The organism is Kitasatospora purpeofusca, from assembly GCF_036010405.1.
In the GTDB taxonomy this organism is placed as follows: Bacteria; Actinomycetota; Actinomycetes; order Streptomycetales; family Streptomycetaceae; genus Kitasatospora; species Kitasatospora purpeofusca.
Window position 1 is genome coordinate 3689729 of sequence record NZ_CP108561.1, and the last position, 24759, is coordinate 3714487.

Genomic DNA, 24759 nt, shown 5'->3' on the forward strand with positions numbered 1-24759 from the left:
TCGCCCGGTGCGGGAGGATCGACGGGACCGTACCCCGAAGGGCCCGTGCCGATGACCACGCTCGACCGGACCGCCGCCGACCGGCAGCCGTCCGCCCCACCCGCTCCCCCGGCGCTCGACGCCGCCGCCCCCGTGGACGGGGGGACCCGCTGCTCGATCACGGCGGCGGGCACCGACAACCGGACGGGCGGCGCGGCCGGCGGCCTGCTGGGCGGCTCCGTGCCTCGGCCGCGCGACGGGAACGCCGACGGCGGGGCCGCGGCGTCCGACTCCCCCGACTCCCCCGTGGCTGCCGAGGAGGCGGCGGGCGGGTCGGGCAGGTCCGGCCGGTCGGGCGAGTCCTCCCCCGGGCTCCGGCAGCCGCCGGCCGTCCAGGAGCGGACGGCCCCGGTACTGCGGGCGGCCCACGAGGAGCTGCGCACCGGCATCAGCCGGCGGCCCTCGCCGTCGCGCCGCCTCCGCCTGCTGCATCCGCAGACGACCGCCGCCCCCGTCCGGCCGGACAGCGCCCGCACCGGCCCCGCGCCGACCGCCGGCGCGCCGGTCCTCCCCGGACCGCGCACCGCCCCCGGCCGGGAGGCCCCCCGGCCGGAGCCGGCGGCGGCCGAACCCCCGCTGGGCGTCCTGATCGGTGGCACGCCCCGGCTGCCGGAGGCCGGCGGGCGCCCGGGCCGCCCCGAGGAACGGCCCGCCGTCCGGGCGACCGCCGAGCTCCTCCGGCTCGGCCGGGGGACGTGCCTGGTCGTGCTGCCCGTCTGGCGGCCCGCGATCGCCGTCTCGGTACCGACCGAGCAGCTGCTGAGCGCCACCGGACTCGCCTGGGAACAGCTCGCGGAGGCGCGGCTCTCCGTGGTGATCAACCCCGCCGCCCTGCACGACCGGGAACTGGAGCTCCGGGACTGGCAGGTCGGCCCGCCCGGGCGGCCGGGCCGACGCGGCCGGCGCCGCCCGCTCCCGGCGTTCGGCGCCGACGGGACCGCCGCTCAGGAGCGGACGGATCCGCCGTTCGGGATGTAGCCGAGATCGACGGGCCGGGGTTCGCGCCGCTCGGTGAGCCAGCCCTCCCGGACCTCGGCCAGCAGCTCCGGCAGCCGGGGCGGCCAGAGTGCGTCCGCGTTCTCGTCCGCGAGGTCCGCCGGGGTCCACCACCGCCAGTCGAGGATCCGGTCGGCGGCGTGCACCGCGCTGACGTCGCCGACCGGGCCCCGGTGCGGGCCGTCGGTGAGGTAGATGTGCTCGTGCTGGCGGACCGGCGTGCCGTGCCAGGTGAAGTCGTGCTCCCAGGTGCAGAGCAGCGGGCCGGGTTCGAGGTCCGACCAGCCGGTCTCCTCCCAGAGCTCGCGGCGCGCCCCCGCCCACGGCGTCTCGTCGGCCTCGATGCCGCCGCCCGGCATGGTCCAGTGCACGCCGACCTCGCTGTTGTCCGAACGCAGGAGGAAGACGGAGCCGTGCTCGTCCAGGACGACCGTCCTGGCGGCCCGGCGTGGGGTCCTTCGCGCGTTTCGCCACAGGTTTCGCATCGGGTCACTCTGCCAGCGGTGCACTCCGGCGGTCGAACGGATTCCACCGCCCGCCGGGCGGTGGCCCGGCGGGCGGAGGGCAATGGCCGCGACGGCCGGAGGGCGGCGGCCCGAAGGCCCCGCCGGGCCGGTCAGGGCCTGTGGCGTCGGGGTTTTGACGGCTCGACGGACTGTCCGGGCCCGTACTCTGACGCCCATGCCCGCACCCGCGTTCCTCCTTCCCTCCCATCCGCTGGACCCGCGCCGGATCGATCCCCAGTTCGTCCGGGAGGCCCGGCTGCTGCGGGACCTGGGCGGTGAGCACCACCTCGTCGACCACGACGCGCTGCTCGCCGGCGACGCCCGCGCGGCCGTCGACCGGGTCCCGGCGGGTCGCGGACCGTTCTGGTACCGGGGGTGGATGCTCCCCTCGGACCGCTATGCGGCGTTCGCGGCCGCCCTGGCCGAGCGCGGCGGGCATCTGCTGACCAGCCCGCCCGGGTACGCGTCGGCGCATGAACTGCCGGGCTGGTACGGGGTGTTCGAGGGGGCGACGCCGCAGAGCGTCTGGCTGCCGCTGGCGGGGGCCGGCAGCGGGAGCGGGGCCCGGAGCGGTGACGGCGACGGGAGCGGCGGTGCGGACGGAGCCGGGATCGCGCCGCCCGGTCCGGAGCGCTTGGCGGCGGCCGTCGCCGGGCTCGGCGGGCGGGGACCGGCGATCGTCAAGGACTACGTGAAGTCCCGCAAGGAGGAGTGGGGCGAGGCCTGCTTCGTCCCGGAGCTGTCGGACCTTCCGGCCGTGGCCCGGGTGGTCGCCCGGTTCGTGGAACGGCAGGGCCCCTACCTGGCCGGTGGCGTGGTGCTGCGGCGGTTCGAGGAGTTCACCCGGGTGCTGTGGGACGCCGACGACGCGCCGTCCGGCGGTTCCGGGCAGGCCCGGTCCCAGGACCCCGGGCTGCCGGACGACGGACGGGGCGGGCGACGGCGGGCGGTGGAGTCCCGGGTGTGGTGGCTGGACGGCGAGCCGGTACTGGTCGGACCGCATCCGGACCTGCCCGGCTCACCGTCCACGCCCGACCTGTCCGGGGTGCGGGCGCCGGTACGGACGCTCGGCTGCCGGTTCGTCACCACCGACCTGGCCGAGCGGGCGGACGGCTCCGGCTGGCGGGTGGTCGAGGTCGGTGACGGGCAGGTGAGCGAACTGCCCCGGGGGATCGATCCTTCGAGGCTGCTGATCGCGCTGCTCGCGGCGTGACGGACCGGGGCCGGCCGGCCCAGGAGCGTCGGGGCGCGCGGTCGGGACACGTGGTCGGGCGGGGCGGGCGGTCGTGAGGACCGCCCGCGCCGCGCCGACCACTCACGCCGCGGCCGTCACGCTCCGGCGATCGCGTCCGGGACCGGGGCGGACCCCGTGCCGGACCGGTGGTGCCCCTCCGCCACGAACGCCTGCCAGAGCCGGGTGTACGCCCCGCCCCGCGCCAGCAGCTCCTTGTGCGTGCCGTCCTCGATCACCCGGCCCCGGTCCAGCACCACCACCCGGTCCGCGCGCTCGGCGGTGGTCAGCCGGTGCGCGATGACCAGGGTGGTGCGGCCGCCGCTGAGCCGGTCCGCGGCGTGGTTGACCGCCGCCTCGGTGGCCAGGTCGAGCGCCGCGGTGGCCTCGTCCAGCAGCAGGATGTCCGGATCGACCAGTTCGGCCCGGGCCAGCGCGATCAGCTGGCGCTGACCCGCCGAGAGGTTCCGTCCCCGCCCGGCGACCTCGTGCTCGTAGCCGCCGGACAGCCGGAGGATCATGTCGTGCGCGCCGACGGCCCGGGCCGCCGCCTCCACCTCGGCCGGCGAGGCCCCCGGCCGGCCGTACGCGATGGCCTCGCGCACCGTCCCGGCGAACAGGTACGCCTCCTGCGGCACCACCCCGAGCCGGTGCCGGTACTCGGCGAGGTCGTAGCGGGTCAGGTCGATGCCGTCGACCCGGACGGTGCCCGAGGTCGCGTCGTAGAACCGGGCGACCAGCTTGACCAGGGTCGACTTGCCGGCCCCCGTCTCGCCGACCAGCGCCACCGTCTGCCCGGCCGGGATCCGCAGGCTGATGTCGGTGAGGACGTCCGGGGCGCCGTCCGCGCCGCCGTTGTAGGCGAAGCCGACGCGGTCGAACTCGATCTCGCCGCGCAGCCCGGCCGGGACCGGCACCGGGTCGGCCGCCTGTGCGGTGCTGGTCGGGGTGCGCAGCAGTTCGCGGATCCGGCCGAGGCCGACCGCCGCCTGCTGGTAGCCGTCGAACACCTGGGAGAGCTGGTTGACCGGCGCGAAGAACAGGTCGATGTAGAGCAGGTAGGCGACCAGCGCGCCGACGGTGAGCGTCCCGGCGTCCACCCGCGACGCGCCCATGATCAGCACCAGCGCGGCGGCCACGCTGGAGAGGAACTGCACGAACGGGAAGTACAGCGAGATGTAGAACTGCGCCCGGACCCGGGCGTCCCGGTAGGCGATGCCCCGGGCGACGAAGCGGTCCGTGTTGGCGTCCAGGCGGCGGAACGCCTGGACGATCCGCATGCCGGCCACGTTCTCCTGGAGGTCCGCGTTGACCGTGCTGATGAGGTCCCGGGAGATCTCGTACTGGGCCTTGGACTTCCGGCGGAACACCAGGGTCGCGACCGCCAGCAGCGGCAGCACCGCGAGGACCGCCAGGGCGAGTCCGGCGTCGATCACCAGCAGGGCGGCGAAGATGCCGACGAAGGTCAGCAGGCTGACCACCGCCGTGACCACGCCGGTCTGGAGGAACGAGGTGAGCGAGTCCAGGTCGGTGGTCATCCGGGTCATGATGCGGCCGGAGAGTTCACGCTCGTAGTAGTCGAGGCCGAGCCGGTTGAGGTGGGCGAAGATCTTGAGCCGGAGTGTGTAGAGCACCCGCTCGCCGGTGCGGCCGCTGACCCGGTTCTCGGCGCCCTGCACCAGCCAGTCCAGCAGGACGATCACCAGGGCGGCGAGCGAGGCGACGGCGACGCCGGTCATGACGCCCTTGCTGACGCCGTCGTCGATGCCGTGCCGGATCAGGATCGGCAGGACCAGGCCGGCGCCCGCGTCCAGGGTGACCAGGAGCAGCGCCAGGGCGAGCGGGGCCCGGAAGGGGCGCAGCAGGCGGCGGAGGCTGAAGTCGGGGTCTCCGCGCTCGGCCTCGGCGCGGGGGATCTCCGGGTGGTCGGTGGCCGGCGGGAGGGCGGCGACCCGGGCGAGCAGTTCGGGTGCGGCGGTGCGGGCGGCCTTGGCCAGGGCCGGGGTGGGCATGGCGGGGGTGGGGGCGCCCGGGTCCTGGGTGGGTTCTGCGGCGGCGGCCTCCGCGGCAGTGGTCTCCGCGCCGGTGGCGGTGGTCTCCGCGCCGGTGGCGGTCGTCTCCGCGCCTACGGTGGTGGGCGGCTCGGCCGCTCCGGGTGCCGCCGGGGGTGCGGCGGGGGTGGTCCGGCCCGCCTCGGGGTCGGTGATCAGGGCCCGGTAGCGGGGACATCGGGCGTCGAGTTCCTCGTGCGTACCGATGTCGAGCAGACGGCCGTGGTCCAGGACGGCGATCCGGTCGGCCAGCTGGAGGGTGGAGCGGCGGTGGGCGATCAGCAGGGTGGTGCGGCCGGCCATCACCGAGCGCAGCGCGTCGTGGATCTCGGCCTCGATCTGCGGGTCCACGGCCGAGGTGGCGTCGTCGAGCAGCAGGATCCGGGGGTCGGTGAGGATCGCCCGGGCCAGGGCGATGCGCTGGCGCTGGCCTCCGGACAGGGTGAGGCCCTGCTCGCCGACCTTCGTTCCGTAGCCGTCGGGCAGCGCCCGGACGAACTCGTCGGCCTGGGCGGCGCGGGCGGCCGCGACGATCTGCTCGTCGGTGGCGTCCGGGCGGCCGTAGGCGATGTTGGTGCGGACGGTCTCGGAGAAGAGGAAGCTCTCCTCGGGCACGATGCCGACGGCCGACCGGACCGAGTCGAGGGTCAGGTCGCGCAGGTCGTGGCCGTAGAGGCGGACGGCGCCCTCGGCCGGGTCGTAGAACCTGGGGACCAGCTGCGCGACGGTGGACTTGCCCGAACCGGAGGAGCCGACCAGGGCGAGGGTCTCGCCGGGGGCGAGGCGGAGGCTGAGGCCGTGCAGGACCGGGGCCGGGTGCTCGGGGTCGTAGCGGAACCCGACCCGGTCGAACTCCAGCGCCACCTCGGTGGTGAGCGGTCCGACCACGCGCGGGCCTGCGGGCGGGGTGACGGGCGGGGTGGTGTCCGGGCCCGCGCCGGGTACGGCGGTGCCGGCGGCCGGTTCCGCGGCCGGGTCGAGGACGACCGCGTCCGGGCGCTCCCGGACCAGCGGCCGCTCGTCGATCAGCTGGAGCACGCGCTCGACACCGGCCCGGGCCTGCTGGCCGACCGTGATGACCATGGTCAGCATCCGGACCGGGCCGGTCATCTGCGCGACATAGGTGGAGAAGGCGACGAAGGTGCCGAGCGAGACCTGCCCTTCGACCGCCAGCCAGCCGCCGAAGGCCAGCACCGCCACCTGGGCGAGCGCCGGAACGGCCTGCATGGCGGGGTTGTAGCGGCTGTTGAGCCGGATCGAGCGCAGCCGGGACGCGAAGAGGCTGCGCGAGGCCGCCTCCAGCTTGTCCAGCTCCTGCCCCTCCTGGCCGAAGCCCTTGACCACCCGCACGCCGCCGATGGCCTCGTCCACCACCCCGGCGACGGCTGCGGCCTCCTGCTGGGCGGCCCAGGTGGAGGGGAACAGCCGCTTGCGGCTGAGCGTCGAGACCCACCACAGCACCGGGGCCATCACCAGCGCGACCAGGGTGAGCGGCGGCGAGAGCCAGAGCATCACGCCGAGCGACATGACGAACATCAGCAGGTAGCCGGTCATCATGGGCAGCATCGAGAGCAGCCCGTTGACCAGTTGGAGGTCGGAGGTCGCGCGGCCGACCACCTGTCCGGTGTCGAGCCGGTCCTGGCGGTGGCCGTCGAGTCTGCCGAGCGAGCGGAAGAGGTCCGCGCGCAGGTCGTGCTGGACGTCGACGGCCAGCTGCCCGCCGTAGTAGCGGCGGACCTGGGTGCAGCCGAACACGACGGCGGCGGCCAGCAGCAGGACGACGGCCCACGGGGCGAGCGGCCGGGAGTGCGCGGTGATGACGTCGTCGATGATCAGCTTGGTGACCAGGGGCACCAGGGCGGTGACGGCCATGCCCAGCAGCGAGGCGCCGAAGGCGAGCAGCACGCTGCGCCGGGAGCGCCAGCAGTAGCCGAGCAGCCGTCGGAGCCAGCCCGCGCCCTCGGGGCCGTCGGCGCCGGCCGGCGTGCCGGAGCCGTCGGGCGTGTCGGAGGCGGTCGTGGACTGTCCGGGCTCCTGGCCCGGTCGGGCAGGCCCGTCCGCGGGCTTGTCCGCCGAGGTGCCCGCGCCGCTCTTGGCGGCGTCCGCGCCCGGGGTGCCGGTTCGGGTGCCGCTCGGGGAAAGCTCCACCGTAGATCCGTGAGTCTCAGGCATATTTAGGGATGCTAACCATTCCGTCGGGTGACCGCCATGGATTTTTCAGGCCAGGACGCGCCGGAGGTCCCGGCCCGACGGTCGGGCCAACAGCCCTCGGCCTGCGGTGATTCCCGCCGGGCCGGACCGGCGCTCGTTACCAGGGTCGCCGACGGAGCGGGAACCGCCCACCGCCCACCGACGCAGGGGGCGGACCTCCCTTGGTCCTAGGTCGGGCGGCCGACCCGGCTCGCCCGAATGGAGCAACGGCGCCGCGGGGGTCGGCGGGCCCGGTGGTCAGGCCCGTGCGGCGTCGGTGACGGTGGTGGCGGTGGTGGCGGTCACGGTGACAGCATCGGCGGCGGTCACGGTGACGGCGGCGGCGACGGAGTCGGCGGCCGCCGAGAACGCGCCGTGGGCGAGGTCGCGCAGCAGGGCGGCCATCGCGTCGCGGGTGAGCCCGGCGCGCTCGTCCCCCTGGGCGGGGTTCGGGCCGTGGCTGTGCGGGGTCGAGTTGATCAGCCCGAAGACGGCGTGCACGGCCGCCCGGGCGACCGGCTCGGCGGTCGGGGCGGCGAGCGGCGGGAAGGCCCGGCGGACCTCCTCCACCCAGAGCTCCACGTAGGCGCGCTGGAGGCGGCGGACGGTACGGCGGTCCTCGTCGCGGAGGTTGAGCAGTTCCCGGTCGTGCAGCGTGATCAGGTCGCGGTCGTCGAGCGCGAAGTCGACATGGCCGCCGATCAGCGCGTCCAGCGCGGCGGCCGGGCCCTCACTGCCGCCGGCCCGGCGGCGGCCCTCCTCCAGCAGCCGCTCGCTGATGCCGACCAGCAGGTCCGCGAGCATCGCGTCCTTGCCGGCGAAGTGCCGGTAGAGACCGGGGCCGCTGATGCCGACGGCTTTGCCGATCTCGTCGACACCCACCCCGAGGAAGCCACGGGCCGCGAACAGTCGCGCGGCCTCCCTGCGGATCTGGTCGCGGCGTGCGAGCCCGGAGGCGGACGGGACGTTCGGCATGCCGACCATCGTAGACAGTCGGGTTATCGGTGGTTAACCTGGGCGACGGAAGTTAACGTTCATTAACGTGTGGGGGTCGCGGGCTCACCGGCCCTGTCGGCCCACCTGCCGCCGAGGGCAAGGGAGCTCTTGGGATGGTCATCTCCACTGTCGGCGCACCCACCGGCATCAATGGCAACGCGGCTACCGGCACCCCGGCGGGCGGCGCGGCCCACGGCCGCGGCGCACCCGGCGCGGCCGCACCGGCGCCCCGCCTCGACACGGCCGCCGACCCCGGGTCCGAGGCGTTCCGGACGAACACCGACGCCCACCGGGCCCTGGTCGCCGAACTCCGCGAGAAGCTCGGCACCGCCGCGCTCGGCGGCGGCGCCAAGGCCCGCGCCCGCCACACCGCGCGCGGCAAACTGCTCCCCCGTGACCGGGTGGACACCCTGCTCGACCCGGCCTCCCCCTTCCTCGAACTGGCCCCGCTGGCAGCCGACGGGATGTACGACGGCGCCGCCCCGGCCGCCGGGGTGATCGCCGGCATCGGCCGGGTCGCCGGGCGCGAGGTGGTCGTGGTCGCCAACGACGCCACCGTCAAGGGCGGCACCTACTACCCGATGACGGTCAAGAAGCACCTGCGCGCCCAGGAGGTCGCGCTGGAGAACCGGCTCCCCTGCGTCTACCTGGTCGACTCCGGCGGCGCCTTCCTCCCGATGCAGGACGAGGTCTTCCCGGACCGCGACCACTTCGGCCGGATCTTCTACAACCAGGCGCGCCTCTCCGCCGCGGGCATCCCGCAGATCGCCGCCGTGCTGGGCTCCTGCACGGCCGGCGGCGCGTACGTCCCGGCGATGAGCGACCAGGCCGTCATCGTCCGCAACCAGGGCACCATCTTCCTCGGCGGGCCGCCGCTGGTGAAGGCGGCGACCGGTGAGGTGGTGACCGCCGAGGAGCTGGGCGGCGGCGATCTGCACTCCCGGACCTCCGGTGTCACGGACCACCTGGCCGAGGACGACGCCCACGCCCTCTCCATCGTCCGCACCATCGTCGCCGGGCTCGGCCCGCGCAGCGCCCGCCCGTGGCCGCTCGCCCCGGCCGAGCCGCCGGCCGTCGACCCGGCCGGCCTGTACGGGGCCGTCCCGGTCGACCCGCGCACGCCGTACGACGTGCGCGAGGTGATCGCCCGGCTGGTCGACGGCAGCCGGTTCGCCGAGTTCAAGGCCGAGTACGGCGCGACCCTGGTGACCGGCTTCGCCCGGATCCACGGCCACCCGGTCGGCATCGTCGCCAACAACGGCGTGTTGTTCGCCGAGTCCGCCCTCAAGGGCGCCCACTTCATCGAGCTGTGCGACCAGCGCGGCATCCCCCTCCTCTTCCTGCAGAACATCACCGGCTTCATGGTCGGCCGGCAGTACGAGGCGGGCGGCATCGCCAAGCACGGCGCCAAGATGGTCAACGCCGTCGCCTGCACCCGCGTCCCGAAGCTGACGGTGGTGATCGGCGGCTCCTACGGGGCCGGCAACTACTCGATGTGCGGCCGGGCCTACTCACCCCGCTTCCTGTGGATGTGGCCGAACGCCAAGATCTCGGTGATGGGCGGCGAGCAGGCCGCGTCGGTGCTGGCCACCGTCCGCCGCGACCAGTTGGAGGCCCACGGCGAGGAGTGGGCCACCGAGGCGGAGGAGGAGTTCAAGCGCCCCGTCCGCGAGCAGTACGAGCGCCAGGGCAACGCCTACTACGCCACCGCCCGGCTCTGGGACGACGGCGTGATCGACCCGATGGACACCCGGACCGTCCTCGGCCTCGCCCTCACCGCCTGCGCCAACGCCCCGCTCCCGGCGCCCGGCCCGTTCGGCGTCTTCCGCATGTAGCGCTCCGCCCGGGGCGGCGGCCCACCCGCTCCGCCGCCCTCCCCGGTGCCCGGCACCCACCCGGTGCCCGCCACCTCCTTCGTACGGCCCCCTCGACCCGGAGGAACGCCTCCCATGTTCGACACAGTTCTGGTCGCCAACCGCGGCGAGATCGCCGTCCGGGTGATCCGCACCCTGCGGCGGCTCGGCGTGCGCTCGGTCGCCGTGTTCAGCGACGCCGACGCCGACGCGCCGCACGTCCGCGAGGCCGACGTCGCGGTCCGGCTCGGCCCGGCCGACCGCAGCGACAGCTCCGCCGCCGAGACCTACCTGCGGACCGACCAGATCCTCGCCGCGGCCCGCCGGACCGGCGCCCGGGCCGTCCACCCCGGCTACGGCTTCCTCGCCGAGAACGCCTCCTTCGCCCGCGCCTGCGCCGACGCCGGCCTCGTCTTCATCGGTCCTCCTCCCGCCGCGGTCGAGCTGATGGGTGACAAGATCAACGCCAAGGAGGCCGTGCGGGCCGCCGGTGTGCCGGTGGTCCCGGGCAGCCGGGCCACCGCGCCCACCGACGAGGACCTCGTCGCGGCGGCCGTCGGGATCGGCTACCCCGTCCTGCTCAAGCCCTCCGCCGGAGGCGGCGGCAAGGGCATGCGCCTGGTCCGCGACCCGGCCGAGCTGCCGACCGAGATCGCCGCCGCCCGGCGCGTCGCCCGCACCGCCTTCGGCGACGACACCCTGCTGCTGGAGCGCTGGGTCGACCGGCCGCGCCACATCGAGGTGCAGGTGCTGGCCGACGCCCACGGCACCACCGTCCACCTCGGCGAGCGCGAGTGCAGCCTGCAGCGCCGCCACCAGAAGCTGATCGAAGAGGCTCCCTCCGTCCTGCTCAATGCCGAGACCCGCGCCGCCATGGGCGCCGCGGCCGTCCGGGCCGCCGAGTCCTGCGGCTACACCGGCGCCGGCACCGTGGAGTTCATCGTCCCCGGCATCGACCCGGACTCCCCCACCCCCACGGAGGGCGTGCGGGACTTCTTCTTCATGGAGATGAACACCCGTCTCCAGGTGGAACACCCCGTCACCGAACTCGCCGTCGCCGTGGCCGGCTCGGGGCGGCTCGACCTGGTCGAGTGGCAGCTGCGGGTCGCCGCCGGTGAACCCCTCGCCTTCACCCAGTCCGACATCTCCTTCCAGGGCCACGCCATCGAGGCCCGGATCTGCGCCGAGGACCCGGAACGGGACTTCCTGCCCACCGGCGGACGCATCCTGCTCCTCGACGAACCCCGGGGCGAAGGCATCCGGGTGGACTCCGGGGTCGCCCCCGGGACCGTGATCACCAGCTCCTACGACCCCATGCTCGCCAAGGTCATCGCCTACGGACCCGACCGCCCGACCGCGCTGCGGCGCCTGCGCGCCGCCCTCGCGGACACCCGGATCCTCGGCGTCACCACCAACACCGGCTTCCTTCGACGGCTCCTCGCACACCCCGAGGTCGCCGCAGGACGGCTCGACACCGGCCTGGTCGAGCAGACGGCGCAGCGCGAGCCCGGACTGCTCGCCTCGCCGTACTCCCCGGCCACTGCGGCCACCTCGGCCGAGAAGCCGACGACGGCCTCCGAGAACCCGGCGACGGCCGCTGGCACCCCGGACACCCTGCCGCCGGAGGAACCGGCACCGGCCCACCTCCTCTACTACGCGGCCGCGCTGGCGCGGCACCTGGACCTCACCCCCGCCGCCGACGCCGACGGCTGGACCGACCCCTTCTCCCTCCCCTCCGGCTGGCGCCTCGGCGGCGACCCCGCCTGGACCACCCACCGGCTCCGCGTCCCCGGCCAGGACCCGGTGTCGGTGAGCATCCGTCCGATCACTGCGAGCAACGTAGCGGAGGCCACCGACAATCCGTCCGGGACCGCCGCCGAGGTCGAGATCAGGCTCGGCGCCGGACCGGTCCACCGGGCCGCGGCCGACTGCTCCGGCGACCGCCTGCGGCTGACCGTCGACGGCCTGCGGACGGGCTTCGCCCTCGCCGAGGACCGGACCGCCCCGGCCGCCGGCCCGGTGACCTGGCTCGGTGTCGACGGCGACGCCTGGCCGGTGCACGGCCACGACCCGGTCGGCGAGGGCGCCGCCGACGGCGCCGCCCACCACGGTGCCCTGACCGCGCCGATGCCGGGCACCGTCACGGTCGTCAAGACCACCGCCGGGGAGTCGGTCCGCAAGGGCCAGCCCCTGCTCGTCCTGGAGGCCATGAAGATGGAGCACGTGATCTCGGCCCCGCACGACGGCACGGTGAGCGAGCTCCGGGCCACCGCCGGCGCCACCGTGGCGATGGAGGAACTGCTGGTCGTCGTGACCCCGGCCGAGGCCGGGTCCGAGCCCCGCCCGGTGGCCGACGGGCCCGTTCCGGCGGTCCGGTCGTGACCGCCACCGCGCCGAGAGGCGCCGACCCCGCGCGGGAACCCGACGCCCTCGACCTGGGGCTGCCCACCCCGGTCCGCGCCCCCGGCCTGCCCGAGGAGGTGCGGATCCACGAGGTCGGTCCGCGCGACGGGCTGCAGAACGAGAGCGCCCTCGTCCCGGTCGGGGTCAAGGCCGAGTTCATCGACCGGCTGGCCGCCGCCGGGCTGCGCACCGTCGAGGCCACCAGCTTCGTCCACCCGAAATGGGTGCCCCAGCTCGCCGACGCCGAGGAACTGATGCCCCGGCTGGCCGACCTCCCGGAGCGCCGCCCCGGGCTGCGGCTGCCGGTGCTGGTGCCCAACGAGCGCGGGCTCGACCGCGCGCTGGCCCACCACGCCACCGATGTCGCGGTGTTCGCCAGCGCCACCGAGACCTTCGCCCGCCGCAACCTCAACCGCTCGGCGGACGAGGCGATGGCGATGTTCCGCCCCGTGGTGGAACGGGCCTCGGCGGCCGGGGTCCCGGTCCGCGGCTACCTGTCGATGTGCTTCGGCGACCCCTGGGAGGGTCCGGTCCCGGTCGCCCAGGTGGTCCGGTCCGGTCTGCGGCTGCTGGAGATGGGCTGCGCCGAGCTGAGCCTCGGCGACACCATCGGCGTGGCCACCCCGGGCCAGGTCACCGACCTGCTCGACGGGTTCGCGGCGGCGGGCGTGCCCGTCGACCGGCTGGCGGTGCACTTCCACGACACCTACGGCCAGGCGCTCAGCAACACGCTGACCGCGCTGCGCGCCGGGGTCACCACCGTGGACGCGTCCGCCGGCGGCCTGGGCGGCTGCCCCTACGCCAAGAGCGCCACCGGCAACCTGGCCACCGAGGACCTGGTGTGGATGCTGCACGGCCTCGGCATCCGGACCGGCGTCGACCTGCGCGCCCTGGTCGCCACCAGCGGCTGGATGGCGCGCCGGCTCGGCCGCCCGAGCCCGTCCCGCACGGTCCAGGCCCTGCTCGGCGCCGTCGGGGCCGGAGCCCGGGACTGACCCCGCACCGACCGTCCCGCCCGTCGGCCGGGCGACTGCCCGCCCGGCCGGCACCCCGCGGACCCGGCCGTTCGACCACCGGCCGGTCCACCCCCGTTCGTCCGCTCTTCGCACCGTCCGCCGTCCGTCACACCCGCACGGACGCCGGTCGCCCCGACCACGCCCGCGCCCACCCCGGCGGGGCCCCAGGAGGATCACCATGCTCGACCACCGGTTGAACACCGAGTACGAGGAACTGCGGCGCACCGTGGCCGAATTCGCCCAGGACGTGGTCGCGCCGAAGATCGGCGAGTACTACGAGCAGGGCGAGTTCCCCTACGAGATCGTGCGGGAGATGGGGCGGATGGGCCTGTTCGGCCTGCCGTTCCCGGAGGAGTACGGCGGCATGGGCGGCGACTACTTCGCGCTCTGCCTGGTGCTGGAGGAGCTGGCCCGGGTCGACTCCTCGGTCGCGATCACCCTGGAGGCGGCGGTCTCGCTCGGCGCGATGCCCATCCACCGCTTCGGCACGGAGGAGCAGAAGCGGGAGTGGCTGCCCCGGCTGACCTCCGGCGAGCTGCTCGGCGCGTTCGGCCTGACCGAGCCGGAGGGCGGTTCCGACGCCGGGGCGACCCGCACCACCGCCCGCTACGACGAGGCCACCGACGAGTGGGTGATCAACGGCACCAAGTGCTTCATCACCAACTCCGGTACCGACATCACGGGTCTGGTCACCGTCACCGCGCTCACCGAACCGCTCGCTCGTTCGAGTGAAGAGGGCGAATTCTCCTCGCCTCGGCGCGAAATCTCCTCCATCATCGTGCCCACCGGGACCCCCGGGTTCCAGGTGTCGAAGAAGTACTCGAAGGTCGGATGGAACGCATCCGACACCCGCGAACTGTCCTTTACCGACTGCCGCGTTCCCGCGGCCAACCTGCTGGGCGAGCGAGGTCGCGGCTACGCCCAGTTCCTGCGGATCCTCGACGAGGGCCGCATCGCGATCGCCGCCCTGGCCACCGGCCTGGCCCAGGGCTGCGTCGACCAGTCCGTCCTCTACGCCGGTACCCGCCGCGCCTTCGGCCGGCCGATCGGCGCCAACCAGGCCATCCAGTTCAAGCTCGCCGACATGGAGATGCGCGCCCACACCTCCCGCCTCGCCTGGCGGGACGCCGCTTCCCGACTGCTGCACTCGGAACCGTTCAAGAAGGAGGCCGCGATCGCCAAGCTGTACTCGTCGGAGGCCGCCGTCGACAACGCCCGCGAGGCGACCCAGATCCACGGCGGGTACGGCTTCATGAACGAGTTCCCCGTCGCCCGCTTCTGGCGGGACTGCAAGATCCTGGAGATCGGCGAGGGCACCTCGGAGGTGCAGCGCATGCTCATCGCCCGTGAGCTCGGCGTCTCCTGAGGCTGCGCCAGGTCCTTTTCCGGCCCTCCGCGCCGCCCGTCGGGGCCGGCGCGGAGGGCCGCAACACGTCCGAGAGGGCGCTCGGCGGGGCGCCCGGGAAGACGAAGGAGCCCCCCGGAAGAGCAGCACCGGAACAGCCGTACCGGAACAGCAGCACCCGTGAACGTCAGGGGATGACGATCACCGGGCGGTTGGCGCGGCGGGCGAGACGGCCGGAGACCGAGCCGAAGATCTTGCCGAGCAGGCCGTGCGTGGTGCCGACCACGATCGCGTCGGCGGCGAACTCGCGGCCGACCTCCTCGATCTCGTGGCAGATGTCGCCACCCCGCTCGACCAGGATCCAGGGCACTCCGGAGAGGAAGTCCGCGCAGGCGAGTTCCAGGCCGAGCACCTCCGTCCGGTGGTCGGGGAGGTCCACGAACACCGGCGGTTCGCAGCCTGCCCACACGGTGGCGGGCAGCCGGTTGGCGACGTGCACGATCACCAGCCCGCACTGGGAGCGGCGGGCCATGCCCACCGCGTAGGCGAGGGCGCGCTCGCTGGACAGCGAGCCGTCGAAGCCCACCACCACGCCGTGCTGGAACGCGGGGTCGCAGGACTTGGCGGGTGCCTCCCGGACGGCCGCCTCTCCGGCCGCACCGGGCAGGCCGGCGGTGTCCGGGCGGTCGGCGCCCGGTCCCGGCCGGCCGGTCACCGGGGGCTCCTGGGGGCCGGACCGCCGGGCGTCGCGCCGCTGGCGGGAGCCGGAACCGGAGCGGCCGCGGCGCGCGAGGTTGCGAAGGGGGCGGGCGAAACCACCGCTCCGGGCGTCCGCGCCCGGTTCCCCCGGTCGGGAGTGCTCAGAACCAGCCATGGCACAAGGCTCTTCGAAGGAGATGGGCCGAAAGGAGAGGACAACGCTGCCCGAGCGGCAGGCCCGCCCACGGGAAGTCGTCGGTCTGCACCGAGCACCACCGTTTGTGACCTGTTCCTTTCAGAGTACGTCGGGCGGGGCATACCGCCCAGCCGTGCGGCCTCGGGGCGACACTCTTCCCGCGAACGAGGGATGCGCGTGCCGACGGCCGTGCGCCCCTTGCCCGAGCGCGAGAACGCCCCTCCGGCGAAGGAGGTTCCCTGGAGCTTGACTGAGCGGACCGGGCGGCGCAACAGGACTCCGGGACACCGTGACCGGACTGTCATGGATCGATGACGATCCGTTGCGGGCCGGTCACCGGCCAGTGAGGCGGTCCGGGCCGCCGCCCGCCCCGGGACCGTGCGGAGCCGAACGGTCCCGGCACCCCGTTTCAGCCAATACGTACGGGTTCGCGACGGCGCCCGGCATTTGCCAGATGCATAGGCACGGCCGCTGGCAGCATGCTCGGCATGCCCCTGCTCCTGCTCGACCTCGACAACACGCTGCTCCCCAGGGACGCCGCATTCCGGGCCTGGGCTCAGGATTTCCTGCTCGAACGGGCCCTGCCGCCCGCCGACGTCGAGTGGCTCGCCACCATCGACGGCGGCGGCTACGTGCCGCGCAGCACCGTACTGTCCGCCGCCCGCCGCCGCTACGGCCTGGACGAGTCGCTCGACCGGCTGCTCGCGCACTACCGGCGCGGTATCAACGCCCACATCCACTGCCCGGCGCGCAACCTCGACGCGTTGCGGGCCGCGCGCGCCGCCGGGTGGACGCTGGGCATCGTCAGCAACGGCGGCACCGGGGCCCAGCTGGAGAAGATCCGGCGGACCGGCCTCGGTCCGATGGTCGACGGCTGGGTGATCTCCGAGGAGGCCGACTGCCTCAAGCCGGACCCGCTGATCTTCGAGATCGCGGCGCGGCGGTGCGGCGTCGCACCGACCGGGGACTGGGCCGCGCACACCTGGATGGTCGGGGACCACGCTCCCGCCGACATCGCGGGTGCCGAGCTGGCCGGGCTGCGGAGCGTCTGGCTGCACCACGGCCGGCCCTGGGCGGAGCCCGGCTACCGGCCCACGCTCAAGGCGGCCGGTCTGCCGGAGGCCGTCGGGCAGGTGCTGGCAGCCCGCAGCGCACCGTCGCCCCGCCCGGCGGTGCGGGCCGGGGCACCAGGGCGACGGCGCGGGGCGGTCGCAAACGGGGCAGCCTCGAACGGGGCGGCCTCGAACGGGGCAGCCGCAGGCGGGGCGGTCGTGAGCCTGCCGGTCGCAGGCGGGGCCGTCGCGAGCGGGGCGCGGGGCGGAGCGGTGCTGGAGCAGGGTCCGACGGCGCAGAGCGGCGCGCACCACAGCGTGCAGTTCCTGCTGTCCGCCCCGGACGGCGGGCATGCGCCTTCTGTCGCGCACGCCGACAGCGATGCCTCGTCCGCCGCGACGGCCGGATCCGCTGTCCGAAACCGGTCCGACGGGTTTGCCCGGTGGTCCGACGGCCGCCCCGGAGCGACGCCGCCGCCGGTCCCGCTCCCCGTCCGGCCGTCGCCGTCGCCCTCCTCGCCGCCGTCGATGCCGGCTCCGGACGCCTCGGCGGCGAGTGCGGCCCGCGCCGGGTAGCGCACCGCGGGCCCCGCCGGCCCCTCCGAATCGACCGGCCGACCGGGTCGCCGGCCGGCCCACCGTCCCCAGCCGCCCCAGGGGCGGGCAACCTCACCCTCCGTCAGCAGTTCGATCCGGAACCGGCCGAGGGTCCGGCGGGGACCGGGGGCGGCACCGGCGCCGGCCGGAGCTGCCGCAGCCCGCCGCTCGGGCCGGCGCCCGGCCGGGACCGGACCACCGGGCGCACCGCCGGTACCGGGATCGACACCGTCAGTTCCGGTTCCTGTACGGCCTGTTCGTGCACGGGCGGCAGGAACCGGGGCCGCACCGCAGCTCGGCCCGGCCTCCGCGCGGACATCGCGGCCGGTCCGACGCCCGCACGAGGCCGCCGTCATTGGCCGGTTCGAGCCGGCGGCGATCTCTGCGGGAGCTCGGTGACACGACGTCACCAGTTCCCGTTTCCCGGCTCCGGCACTGGCCGGATGAAGCCTGGGAGGCGCATACTCCGGGACTGTGCGCCCCTCGTGTGCACCGCCTATTTTCGGTCAATCTCGCCCGGGTCCCCTGCCCTTGGGCAAATCCGCAGCCCAGGCGCACCGGCCGGGTACGTCGGAGCCGGACGCCCCAGGACCCGTCCCGCGACAACCAGCCACCGTTGCACCGACCCTCTTCCCAGAAGGGTCGACGGGTGCCACGCTTCGTGATCGAATGCATCACGCCAAATTGCCATGTCGACATAGCGTCGGATGGTGAACTTGTCACAACGGCAACGGTCCACCCGATAGATTCGATCTTGGCCAGCAGTGCCGCACCACCACACCACACCACCGAGGGGGCTTGAGCGCCTTGAGCAGGGTGAGCAGGAGCGACGCGGGTCCTGACAGCGGCCAGCCCGTGGCCGGCATCGTGGGTCGTTCCGCGAGAGGCACCGGCTCCCAGGCCTCCACCGCCAACACCCGTCACTCCGGCACCGCCTCGTACCCCTCCTATTCCACTGCGGTCCCGACAGCCCCGGGCGCACCTTCCGCACCAGGCGCCCCAGCCGGTGCGGGCGCACCGTCGGGCACGGGTTCCCCGTCCTTCCCGGTCACCCCGGAGCACGGCGGACGCCCCGTCAGCCGATCCGGTGTCAGCCACGGGGGCGGGTACGGAGCGGGTCCGGACGGCCGGGCCGGGGCGTCGGTTACCGGCCATTCCGGCAGTCACCAGAGCGGCCACCAGAGCAGTCACCAGAACGCGCACCAGAGCGGATACGGCCACGCCGGCCCGGAGGGCGGCTTCGCGACCTTCGCCGCGACGGGGGCGCCCGGCCAGGGCCTCGGCGCGGTCGCCCACGGCATGGTCGGCGCGGCGGCCTCCGCCGGGCTCCCCGCCGGACCGCTCGGCCACGGCCCCGGCGGCCACGGCGGTCCCGCGGCCGGTCCCAACGGCTCCTCGACGGCCGTGACGGCCACCTCCCCGCGCAAGCTCTCCGGCCGTCGGCGCCGGGAGACCGTCGCCGTCCTGATCTTCGGCGGCGCGCCGATCTTCGAGAGCTCGATCCCGCTCTCGGTCTTCGGCGTCGACCGCCAGGACGCCGGGGTGCCCCGGTACCGGCTGCTGGTCTGCGCCGGCGAGGAGGGCCCGCTCGCCACCACCGGCGGCCTCACCCTCTCGGCCCCCTACGGGCTGGAGGCGCTCGCCCGGGCGGGCACGATCGTCGTCCCGGCCTGGCGCTCGATCTCGCAGCCGCCGCCGGTCGAGGCGATCACCGCGCTGCGCAAGGCGCACCACGAGGGCGCACGGATCATCGGCCTGTGCACCGGCGCGTTCGTCCTGGCGGCCGCCGGCCTGCTGGACGGCCGTCCGGCGACCACGCACTGGATGTACGCGCCGACCCTGGCCAAGCGCTACCCGCGGGTGCACGTGGACCCGCGCGAACTGTTCGTCGACGACGGCGACGTGCTGACCTCGGCCGGCACCGCCGCCGGGATCGACCTCTGCCTGCACGTGGTGCGCAGCGACCACGGCGCCGAGGCGGCCAACGCGCTCGCCCGCCGCCTGGTGGTGCCGAGCCGGCGCAGCGGCGGAGGACAGGCCCAGTACATCGATCAGTCTTTACCTGAGGAGATCGGCAACGACCCGCTGGCCGAGGTGGTCACCTGGGCGCTGGAGAACCTCAACCAGCAGTTCGACGTCGAGGTGCTGGCGGCCCGCGCCTACATGAGCCGGCGGACCTTCGACCGGCGGTTCCGGACGCTGACCGGCAGCGCCCCGCTGCAGTGGCTGATCACCCAGCGGGTGCTTCAGGCGCAGCGGCTGCTGGAGACCTCGGAACTGTCGGTGGACGATGTCGCACGCCGTTGCGGCTTCCGTTCGCCGGTGGCGCTGCGCGGGCACTTCCGCCGTCAGCTCGGGGTCTCGCCGGCCGCGTACCGGACCAGCTACCGGGCCCGCAGGCCGGGTGCGTCGACCCAGGTGCCCGCCGTGTCGGCGGGCGGTGACCTCCGGTCCGCCGGTGCGATCGCCTCGGCGGCCGCCCTCGGCGGGACGGTGCCGGGCCAGCACGGCGCGCTCGGCGGCCACCCGGCGCTCGGCGGCCACGGCCTGCCGGGCGGGCACGGGCAGTCCCCGGCCCCGGGCTTCCCGGGCGGGCCGGGTGCCGCCGCGCACCCGGGCCAGCACGGGCAGCCGTCCGGCCAGGGCGTCCACGCGCGGGCCGGGCAGCCGTACCCGCACCAGGCGGCCGGGCACCAGGCCCACCCCGGGCAGCCGGGGACCGGGCGCGGTCCGGCGCGGCCGCCGATCGTCCCGGCCCAGCCCGGGCCCGGCGCGGGCCGTCCGCCCCGGACGGCGGAGCATGCCGCCGCCGAGGACGGGCACCCGCAGCCGGGGGCGCGCGGCCAGGGCCAGGGGCACCGGAGCGAGCCTTCCGGCGGACCGGCCACCGGTGCGCACGGCGCGCCCGGCGGGCGTCTGCCGGCCGCTGCCCCGGGCGGGTCGGCGGAGGCCAGGGCCCGGCAGGCCCGGGCGGGTCAGCTGCGTCCGCAGGGCGGTCGGAGCGCCGCGGCCGAGGCCAGGGAGCCCCGCGAGGCGCGGTCCGCCCGGGACGGCCGGCCGGCGCACCCCGCCGGTCACCCCGGCCGGGACGCCAGGGAGGTCCGGGACGCCAGGGAGGTCCGGGACTCCCGCGAGGCCCGCGAGGTGCGGGAGACGGACGGCCGCACGCCGGACGAGCACGGTTCCGAGGGCTACGCCCCGGCGCCCCGCTCGGCTCCATCGGTGCCCGCGGCGCGTGATCGCGCCGTAGGGTGAGTGGCGTGAATGACCGTTTGGTATGGATCGACTGTGAAATGACAGGCCTCGACCTCGACCGGGACGCCCTGGTCGAGGTCGCGGCGCTGGTGACGGACTCCGAGCTGAACATCCTCGGCGAGGGTGTGGACGTCATCGTCCGCCCGCCGGCGGAGGCGTTGGCGAACATGCCCGACGTGGTGCGGGCGATGCACACCTCGTCCGGGCTGCTGGACGAGCTGGAGCACGGCGTCACCCTGGCCGAGGCGGAGGCGCTGGTGCTCGCCTACGTGCGCGAGCACGCGCCGGAGGCCGGGCGCACGCCGCTGTGCGGGAACTCGGTGGCCACCGACCGGGGCTTCCTGAGCCGGGACATGCCGGCCCTGGAGGGTCACCTGCACTACCGGATCGTGGACGTCTCCTCGATCAAGGAGCTGGCCCGCCGCTGGTACCCGAAGGCGTACTACAACAGCCCGCAGAAGGGCGGGAACCACCGCGCGCTCGCCGACATCCGCGAGAGCATCGACGAACTGCGCTACTACCGCGAGGCGGTGTTCGTCGCCCAGCCCGGCCCGGACACCGACACCGCGCGCGCGATCGCCGAGAAGTTCCAGCCCCCGGCGGGCTGACCCACCGGCCGCGAACCGTCCCGGTCGGGCGTCCGGACACCCGGACGCCCGACCGGAGCGGGGAGCGGGAACCCTGGCGCGAGCACCCTCTCGGATCCTGTAGAGTTCTTCTTGTCGGAGCGGGAACGCCGAAAAGCGCGAACGGTCCGGACTGATGGTGGGTGTAGCTCAGTTGGTAGAGCACCTGGTTGTGGTCCAGGTGGCCGCGGGTTCAAGTCCCGTCACTCACCCCATGACCCCGAGGGTCGGTCTCGTCAAGAGGCCGGCCCTCGGGGCTTTTTCGCGTTCCCTCACATCCGCGGCGGGGCGGCCGGGACGGGAGGGCCGTGCGAGCCGGGCCGCACCGTGGCCCGCGTCTCATCTTTTTCCCCGGTCACAGACCTGCCGCCAAAAGCTACCGGCTAGTAACGTAGCCGCCATGACGACACCTACGATCGGCCAGCTGCTCGACTCCACCGTGCCGATGGCGCGGACCCTCAAGCTGGAGTACCTGGAGACCTCCCCCGAGCGCGCCGTGCTCCGGCTGCCGGACCAGCCCGAGTACCACAACCACGTGGGCGGCCCGCACGCCGGCGCGATGTTCACCCTCGCCGAGTCGGCCAGCGGCTGCATCGTCCTGGCCGCGTTCGGCGACCAGCTCTCGCGCGCGGTGCCGCTCGCGGTGAGTGCCGAGATCGCCTACAAGAAGCTCGCCATGGGCGTCGTCACGGCCACCGCGGTACTCGGCCGGCCCGCCGCCGAGATCGTCGCCGAGCTGGACAAGGGCGAGCGCCCCGAGTTCCCGGTGACCGTCGAGATCACCCGCGCCGACGGCGGCGTGACCGGTGTCATGACGGTGATCTGGACCCTGCGCCCGAACTCCTGATCACCCGCGCCGACCGGCCGGCGGACGGGGCGGGAGCGGCAGGGCGGAAGCACGGCGCGGGCGAGGGCGGCGCGCGGATCGCGACGACCGTCCGCGGCGGTGCGGCCGTGACCTCACGGCCCGTCCGCTCGTTCTCGATCCACGTGCGAGCCAATCACGGGACCAGTGGCCCGGAACCCGCCCGACGGACCGTCGGCGGCCGGTGGCGTCCGACCGGGTGGCGTCGGGCCCGGCGGTGGCTGCCCGGCCCCCGGGCCGTCGCGGCCGGCGGGGCGCTGCTCGCGCAGCTCTGGGGCTTCGGTGCCCCCGGCGCCTGTGCGGCCGCCGCCGAGGCGCTTCCGGAACCGGCCGGCCGGACCGTCGGCCGGACGCTGACCGGCGGCGGGGCAGCGGTCGGCGGACCGTCGGCCGGGCACCCGGGCGGAGTCCGGGGCGGCACCGCGGACGGGACCGCCCCCGGCCTGACGGCAGCGCCCGCGCCCCGCGCCCCGGCCACCGCGCCCGGCCCCTCCCCCGCACCCGGCCCGTCGTCCGGGCCCGACCTGCCGGGACAGGACCCGACGGCCGGACTGCTCGACCGGATCACCGGCCCGGCTCCCGCGGACGCCCCCGGAGCGGGCACCACGGGCATCGGCCCCGCGACCGGCGGCGCCGTACCGGAGCTGGACGGCGCGACGGCCGTCGTCGGCAGTGCGCTCCAGGACCGGATCCGGGCCGGCGGGCTCCCCCTGCCGGGGCAACGGGCCGCCGTGCCCGACGCGTTCGCGATCGCCTCCGGGCTGCTCGGCACCGTGCCCGCCCAGGCCCGCCCGGCCGAGGCGCACACGACCCGGGGCGAGTCGGCCGACGGACCGGCGGGCGGTTCCGCCGGGACCGGCGGGAGCACCGGAACCGGACGGGCGGCCGGTGACCAGCGCCACCCCGCGGCCCCGCCCCCGGCCCCGGCCCCCTCGGACCGGCCCCGGCTCCCCGCCCCCGGGCACCCCGGCACCGCCGACGCCGGGAGCACCCCGGCGGCCGGCACCGCACCCGGCCGGACTGCGGCCGACACCTCGGCGACGGCCGGGACCGCACCCGCGCCCGCCCGGGCCGCGGCCACGACCGCCGTGGTCACCGTCGCGCACGACGCCGCGGGCACCGCGACCTCCGTCCTCGCCCCGATCGCGGCCGGCCTGGCCCTGACCGCTGCCGCGATGTACAAGCACCGGGGCCTGCCGAAGGGGCACTGAGCACGGTCGGTAGGACGAGGGCCTCGGGACGCCCCGCGCTCCGGCGCCGGTCAGCGGCCGGGGGTCGGCCCGGTCAAGTGCAGGGTGAGGACCGGCAGTTCCCGGCCGGGGATGGAGCCCGACGCGACGGTGCCGGTGCGGACGGCGCCCACGGCCAGGTAGAACGGCTCGGCGTGCGGGTCGGACTCGACGACGATCCGGGTGAAGCCCAGGTCGGCGGCCTCCGCGCACAGGTGCTCGACCAGGCGGCGGCCGATCCCCCGGCCGAGGGCGTCCGGCTCGACGAAGAGCATGTCCATCTCGCCCTCCGGCGGTGCCCCGGTGAGGGTGACGAAGCCCAGCACCCGGCCGTCGTCCTCGGCGACGGTCGTGCGGTCGGCCTCGATCCGCCCGGGCTCCAGGGTGAGTTCGGCGCGACAGGCCGCCATGAAGGCGGCGTCGTAGCCGAGATGGGCCTTCGATCGCAGGGCGAGGGCACTGAGTGCCGCCGCCTCGCTGGGCCGGGCCGGTCGGATCGGCATGACGTGCGCCCCTCCTGGTCGGGTCGGCGCGACCGGGTCCCCGCCGCGCCGGTCCCATTCTCGGCGGCCCGACGGCGCGGCGGCCAATCGGGCGCCGGACCGGCCGAACGCGCGGCCGGACCGCCGAACGGACCTGCGGACAGGGCCCGTTCGGCCGCACCGGGCACCGTCGCGGCTACCGGAAGACGCCCGGGGGCGGGGCCGGGGACGGCGCGGCGGCCGCGTCGGTCACCGGAGCGGCCCCGGCGGCGAAGTCGACCAGGGCGCGGCCGTGTTCGACCCGGCCGAGGGCCGCGTCGGAGGCAACCCGGCGGGCCAGGTCGGCCAGCGGGAGCGGGGTGTGCGCGGCGGCCAGGACCAGGTTGCCGAACCGCTTGCCGCGCAGCACCGCCGGGTCGGCGACCAGGCAGAGTTCGGGGAGGACGGCGCCCAGGGTGGCCACCTGGGAGCGGGCGAACGCCAGCGCCGAACCGTCGGCGATGTTGACGGCGTACCAGCCGCCGGGGGCCAGGGCGCGCGCGGCCAGCGCGGTGAACTCGACGGTGGTGCAGTGGGCGGGCACCCGGGCGCCGGAGAAGACGTCGGCGATCACGAGGTCCACGCTGCCCTCGGGGGTGCGCTCCAGCACGGCCCGGGCGTCGGCGCCGCGCACCTTGACCTGCCAGCCGCGCTCCAGCGGGAGTTCGGTGCGGACCAGGTCGGTGAGCGCGGTGTCGATCTCGGCGACCTGCTGGCGCGAGCGCGGGCGGGTGGCGGCCACGTAGCGGGCCAGGGTGAGCGCACCGCCGCCGAGGTGGAGGACGGTGAGCGGACGGCCGGGCGGGGCGACCAGGTCGACCAGGTGGCCGAGCCGGCGCTGGTACTCGAAGCCCAGGTGGGTCGGGTCGGCGAGGTCGACCAGCGACTGCGGCGCGCCGTCGACCAGCAGCGACCAGGCGGCGGGGCGGTCGCGGTCGGGGCGGAGTTCGGCGAGGCCGGAGTCGACGGCGCGGGTGAGCGGTCCCTGCGCGTGGGTGCGGCCCCCGGGGCCGGTGGCGGCCTGCTCGTCCGCGGCGGCGGCGCGGCCCCGGTCCGTGGTGCGGCCGGCTCGGTTGCTTCGTCCCATACCGGC

16 protein-coding genes, 1 tRNA gene and 1 pseudogene are annotated in these 24759 nt (G+C 75.5%); 12 read left to right on the forward strand and 6 right to left on the reverse strand.

Going from position 1 to position 24759, the window contains the following annotated elements:
• Positions 1-51 precede the first annotated feature (51 nt).
• Positions 52-1017, forward strand: coding sequence for a hypothetical protein (locus OG715_RS16050; RefSeq protein ID WP_266269450.1), 966 nt, complete (start codon positions 52-54; stop codon positions 1015-1017).
• Here the strand turns inward: OG715_RS16050 and OG715_RS16055 are convergent.
• Positions 984-1520, reverse strand: coding sequence for an NUDIX hydrolase (locus tag OG715_RS16055; RefSeq protein ID WP_030394120.1), 537 nt, complete (start codon positions 1518-1520; stop codon positions 984-986). The genes OG715_RS16050 and OG715_RS16055 overlap by 34 nt on opposite strands.
• 196 nt (positions 1521-1716) lie before the next feature.
• Between OG715_RS16055 and OG715_RS16060 the strand changes: the two genes are divergently transcribed.
• Positions 1717-2754 (forward strand): ATP-grasp domain-containing protein, encoded by a 1038-nt coding sequence (locus OG715_RS16060; RefSeq protein ID WP_266269451.1) that lies wholly within the window; start codon positions 1717-1719, stop codon positions 2752-2754.
• Positions 2755-2870: 116 nt separating this feature from the next.
• Here OG715_RS16060 and OG715_RS16065 read toward each other — a convergent pair whose 3' ends face one another.
• Together OG715_RS16065 and OG715_RS16070 are read right to left on the reverse strand one after the other, a co-directional pair.
• Entirely contained in the window at positions 2871-6761 is a 3891-nt protein-coding gene (locus tag OG715_RS16065) for an ABC transporter ATP-binding protein (RefSeq protein WP_266271691.1), read from the reverse strand.
• A gap of 510 nt (positions 6762-7271) precedes the next feature.
• The gene (locus tag OG715_RS16070) at positions 7272-7988 is read right to left on the reverse strand and encodes a TetR/AcrR family transcriptional regulator (RefSeq protein WP_266269453.1); all 717 of its coding nucleotides are present in this window, start codon (positions 7986-7988) and stop codon (positions 7272-7274) included.
• A gap of 134 nt (positions 7989-8122) precedes the next feature.
• Between OG715_RS16070 and OG715_RS16075 the strand changes: the two genes are divergently transcribed.
• From OG715_RS16075 to OG715_RS16090, 4 genes are all read left to right on the forward strand, one after another.
• Positions 8123-9844, forward strand: a complete 1722-nt coding sequence (locus OG715_RS16075) for a carboxyl transferase domain-containing protein (protein WP_266269454.1) — start codon at positions 8123-8125, stop codon at positions 9842-9844.
• A gap of 114 nt (positions 9845-9958) precedes the next feature.
• Positions 9959-12244: an acetyl/propionyl/methylcrotonyl-CoA carboxylase subunit alpha gene (locus OG715_RS16080; protein ID WP_266269455.1), complete on the forward strand. Its 2286-nt coding sequence runs from the start codon at positions 9959-9961 to the stop codon at positions 12242-12244.
• Positions 12241-13260, forward strand: coding sequence for a hydroxymethylglutaryl-CoA lyase (locus tag OG715_RS16085; RefSeq protein WP_407660982.1), 1020 nt, complete (start codon positions 12241-12243; stop codon positions 13258-13260). The genes OG715_RS16080 and OG715_RS16085 overlap by 4 nt, the downstream gene beginning before the upstream one ends.
• A gap of 199 nt (positions 13261-13459) precedes the next feature.
• Positions 13460-14647 (forward strand): acyl-CoA dehydrogenase family protein, encoded by a 1188-nt coding sequence (locus tag OG715_RS16090; RefSeq protein ID WP_045942848.1) that lies wholly within the window; start codon positions 13460-13462, stop codon positions 14645-14647.
• A 166-nt stretch (positions 14648-14813) separates the two neighbouring features.
• Here the strand turns inward: OG715_RS16090 and OG715_RS16095 are convergent, their stop codons facing one another.
• Positions 14814-15293: a universal stress protein gene (locus tag OG715_RS16095; RefSeq protein ID WP_234371483.1), complete on the reverse strand. Its 480-nt coding sequence runs from the start codon at positions 15291-15293 to the stop codon at positions 14814-14816.
• 716 nt (positions 15294-16009) lie between these two features.
• Here OG715_RS16095 and OG715_RS16100 point away from each other — a divergent pair.
• From OG715_RS16100 to OG715_RS16125, 6 genes and pseudogenes are all read left to right on the forward strand, one after another.
• Complete coding sequence (locus tag OG715_RS16100; RefSeq protein WP_266269456.1) at positions 16010-17149, forward strand: HAD family hydrolase; 1140 nt, start codon at positions 16010-16012, stop codon at positions 17147-17149.
• Between the two features lie 1425 nt (positions 17150-18574).
• A pseudogene (locus OG715_RS16105) lies at positions 18575-19577 on the forward strand (helix-turn-helix domain-containing protein); the annotation flags it as partial.
• Between the two features lie 853 nt (positions 19578-20430).
• Positions 20431-21033: an oligoribonuclease gene (orn, locus tag OG715_RS16110; protein ID WP_078880011.1), complete on the forward strand. Its 603-nt coding sequence runs from the start codon at positions 20431-20433 to the stop codon at positions 21031-21033.
• A 157-nt stretch (positions 21034-21190) separates the two neighbouring features.
• Positions 21191-21266 (forward strand) — tRNA-His (locus tag OG715_RS16115).
• Between the two features lie 185 nt (positions 21267-21451).
• The gene (locus OG715_RS16120) at positions 21452-21898 is read left to right on the forward strand and encodes a DUF4442 domain-containing protein (protein WP_266269457.1); all 447 of its coding nucleotides are present in this window, start codon (positions 21452-21454) and stop codon (positions 21896-21898) included.
• Between the two features lie 107 nt (positions 21899-22005).
• Complete coding sequence (locus OG715_RS16125) at positions 22006-23127, forward strand: hypothetical protein (RefSeq protein WP_266269458.1); 1122 nt, start codon at positions 22006-22008, stop codon at positions 23125-23127.
• A gap of 50 nt (positions 23128-23177) precedes the next feature.
• Here the strand turns inward: OG715_RS16125 and OG715_RS16130 are convergent, their stop codons facing one another.
• Positions 23178-23648, reverse strand: coding sequence for a GNAT family N-acetyltransferase (locus OG715_RS16130; RefSeq protein ID WP_266269460.1), 471 nt, complete (start codon positions 23646-23648; stop codon positions 23178-23180).
• Positions 23649-23823: 175 nt separating this feature from the next.
• On the reverse strand, positions 23824-24753 hold the full coding sequence (locus tag OG715_RS16135; RefSeq protein WP_266269462.1) for a spermidine synthase: 930 nt from the start codon (positions 24751-24753) through the stop codon (positions 23824-23826).
• Between the last annotated feature and the right edge of the window lie 6 nt (positions 24754-24759).

Excerpts from the sequence above, each read along its gene's own strand:
- OG715_RS16050 (WP_266269450.1), top strand. The coding sequence starts at position 52 with ATGACCACGCTCGACCGGACCGCCGCCGACCGGCAGCCGTCCGCCCCA.
- OG715_RS16055 (WP_030394120.1), bottom strand. The coding sequence starts at position 1,520 with ATGCGAAACCTGTGGCGAAACGCGCGAAGGACCCCACGCCGGGCCGCC.
- OG715_RS16060 (WP_266269451.1), top strand. The coding sequence starts at position 1,717 with ATGCCCGCACCCGCGTTCCTCCTTCCCTCCCATCCGCTGGACCCGCGC.
- OG715_RS16070 (WP_266269453.1), bottom strand. The coding sequence starts at position 7,988 with ATGCCGAACGTCCCGTCCGCCTCCGGGCTCGCACGCCGCGACCAGATC.
- OG715_RS16075 (WP_266269454.1), top strand. The coding sequence starts at position 8,123 with ATGGTCATCTCCACTGTCGGCGCACCCACCGGCATCAATGGCAACGCG.
- OG715_RS16080 (WP_266269455.1), top strand. The coding sequence starts at position 9,959 with ATGTTCGACACAGTTCTGGTCGCCAACCGCGGCGAGATCGCCGTCCGG.
- OG715_RS16090 (WP_045942848.1), top strand. The coding sequence starts at position 13,460 with ATGCTCGACCACCGGTTGAACACCGAGTACGAGGAACTGCGGCGCACC.
- OG715_RS16100 (WP_266269456.1), top strand. The coding sequence starts at position 16,010 with ATGCCCCTGCTCCTGCTCGACCTCGACAACACGCTGCTCCCCAGGGAC.
- OG715_RS16120 (WP_266269457.1), top strand. The coding sequence starts at position 21,452 with ATGACGACACCTACGATCGGCCAGCTGCTCGACTCCACCGTGCCGATG.
- OG715_RS16130 (WP_266269460.1), bottom strand. The coding sequence starts at position 23,648 with ATGCCGATCCGACCGGCCCGGCCCAGCGAGGCGGCGGCACTCAGTGCC.
- OG715_RS16135 (WP_266269462.1), bottom strand. The coding sequence starts at position 24,753 with ATGGGACGAAGCAACCGAGCCGGCCGCACCACGGACCGGGGCCGCGCC.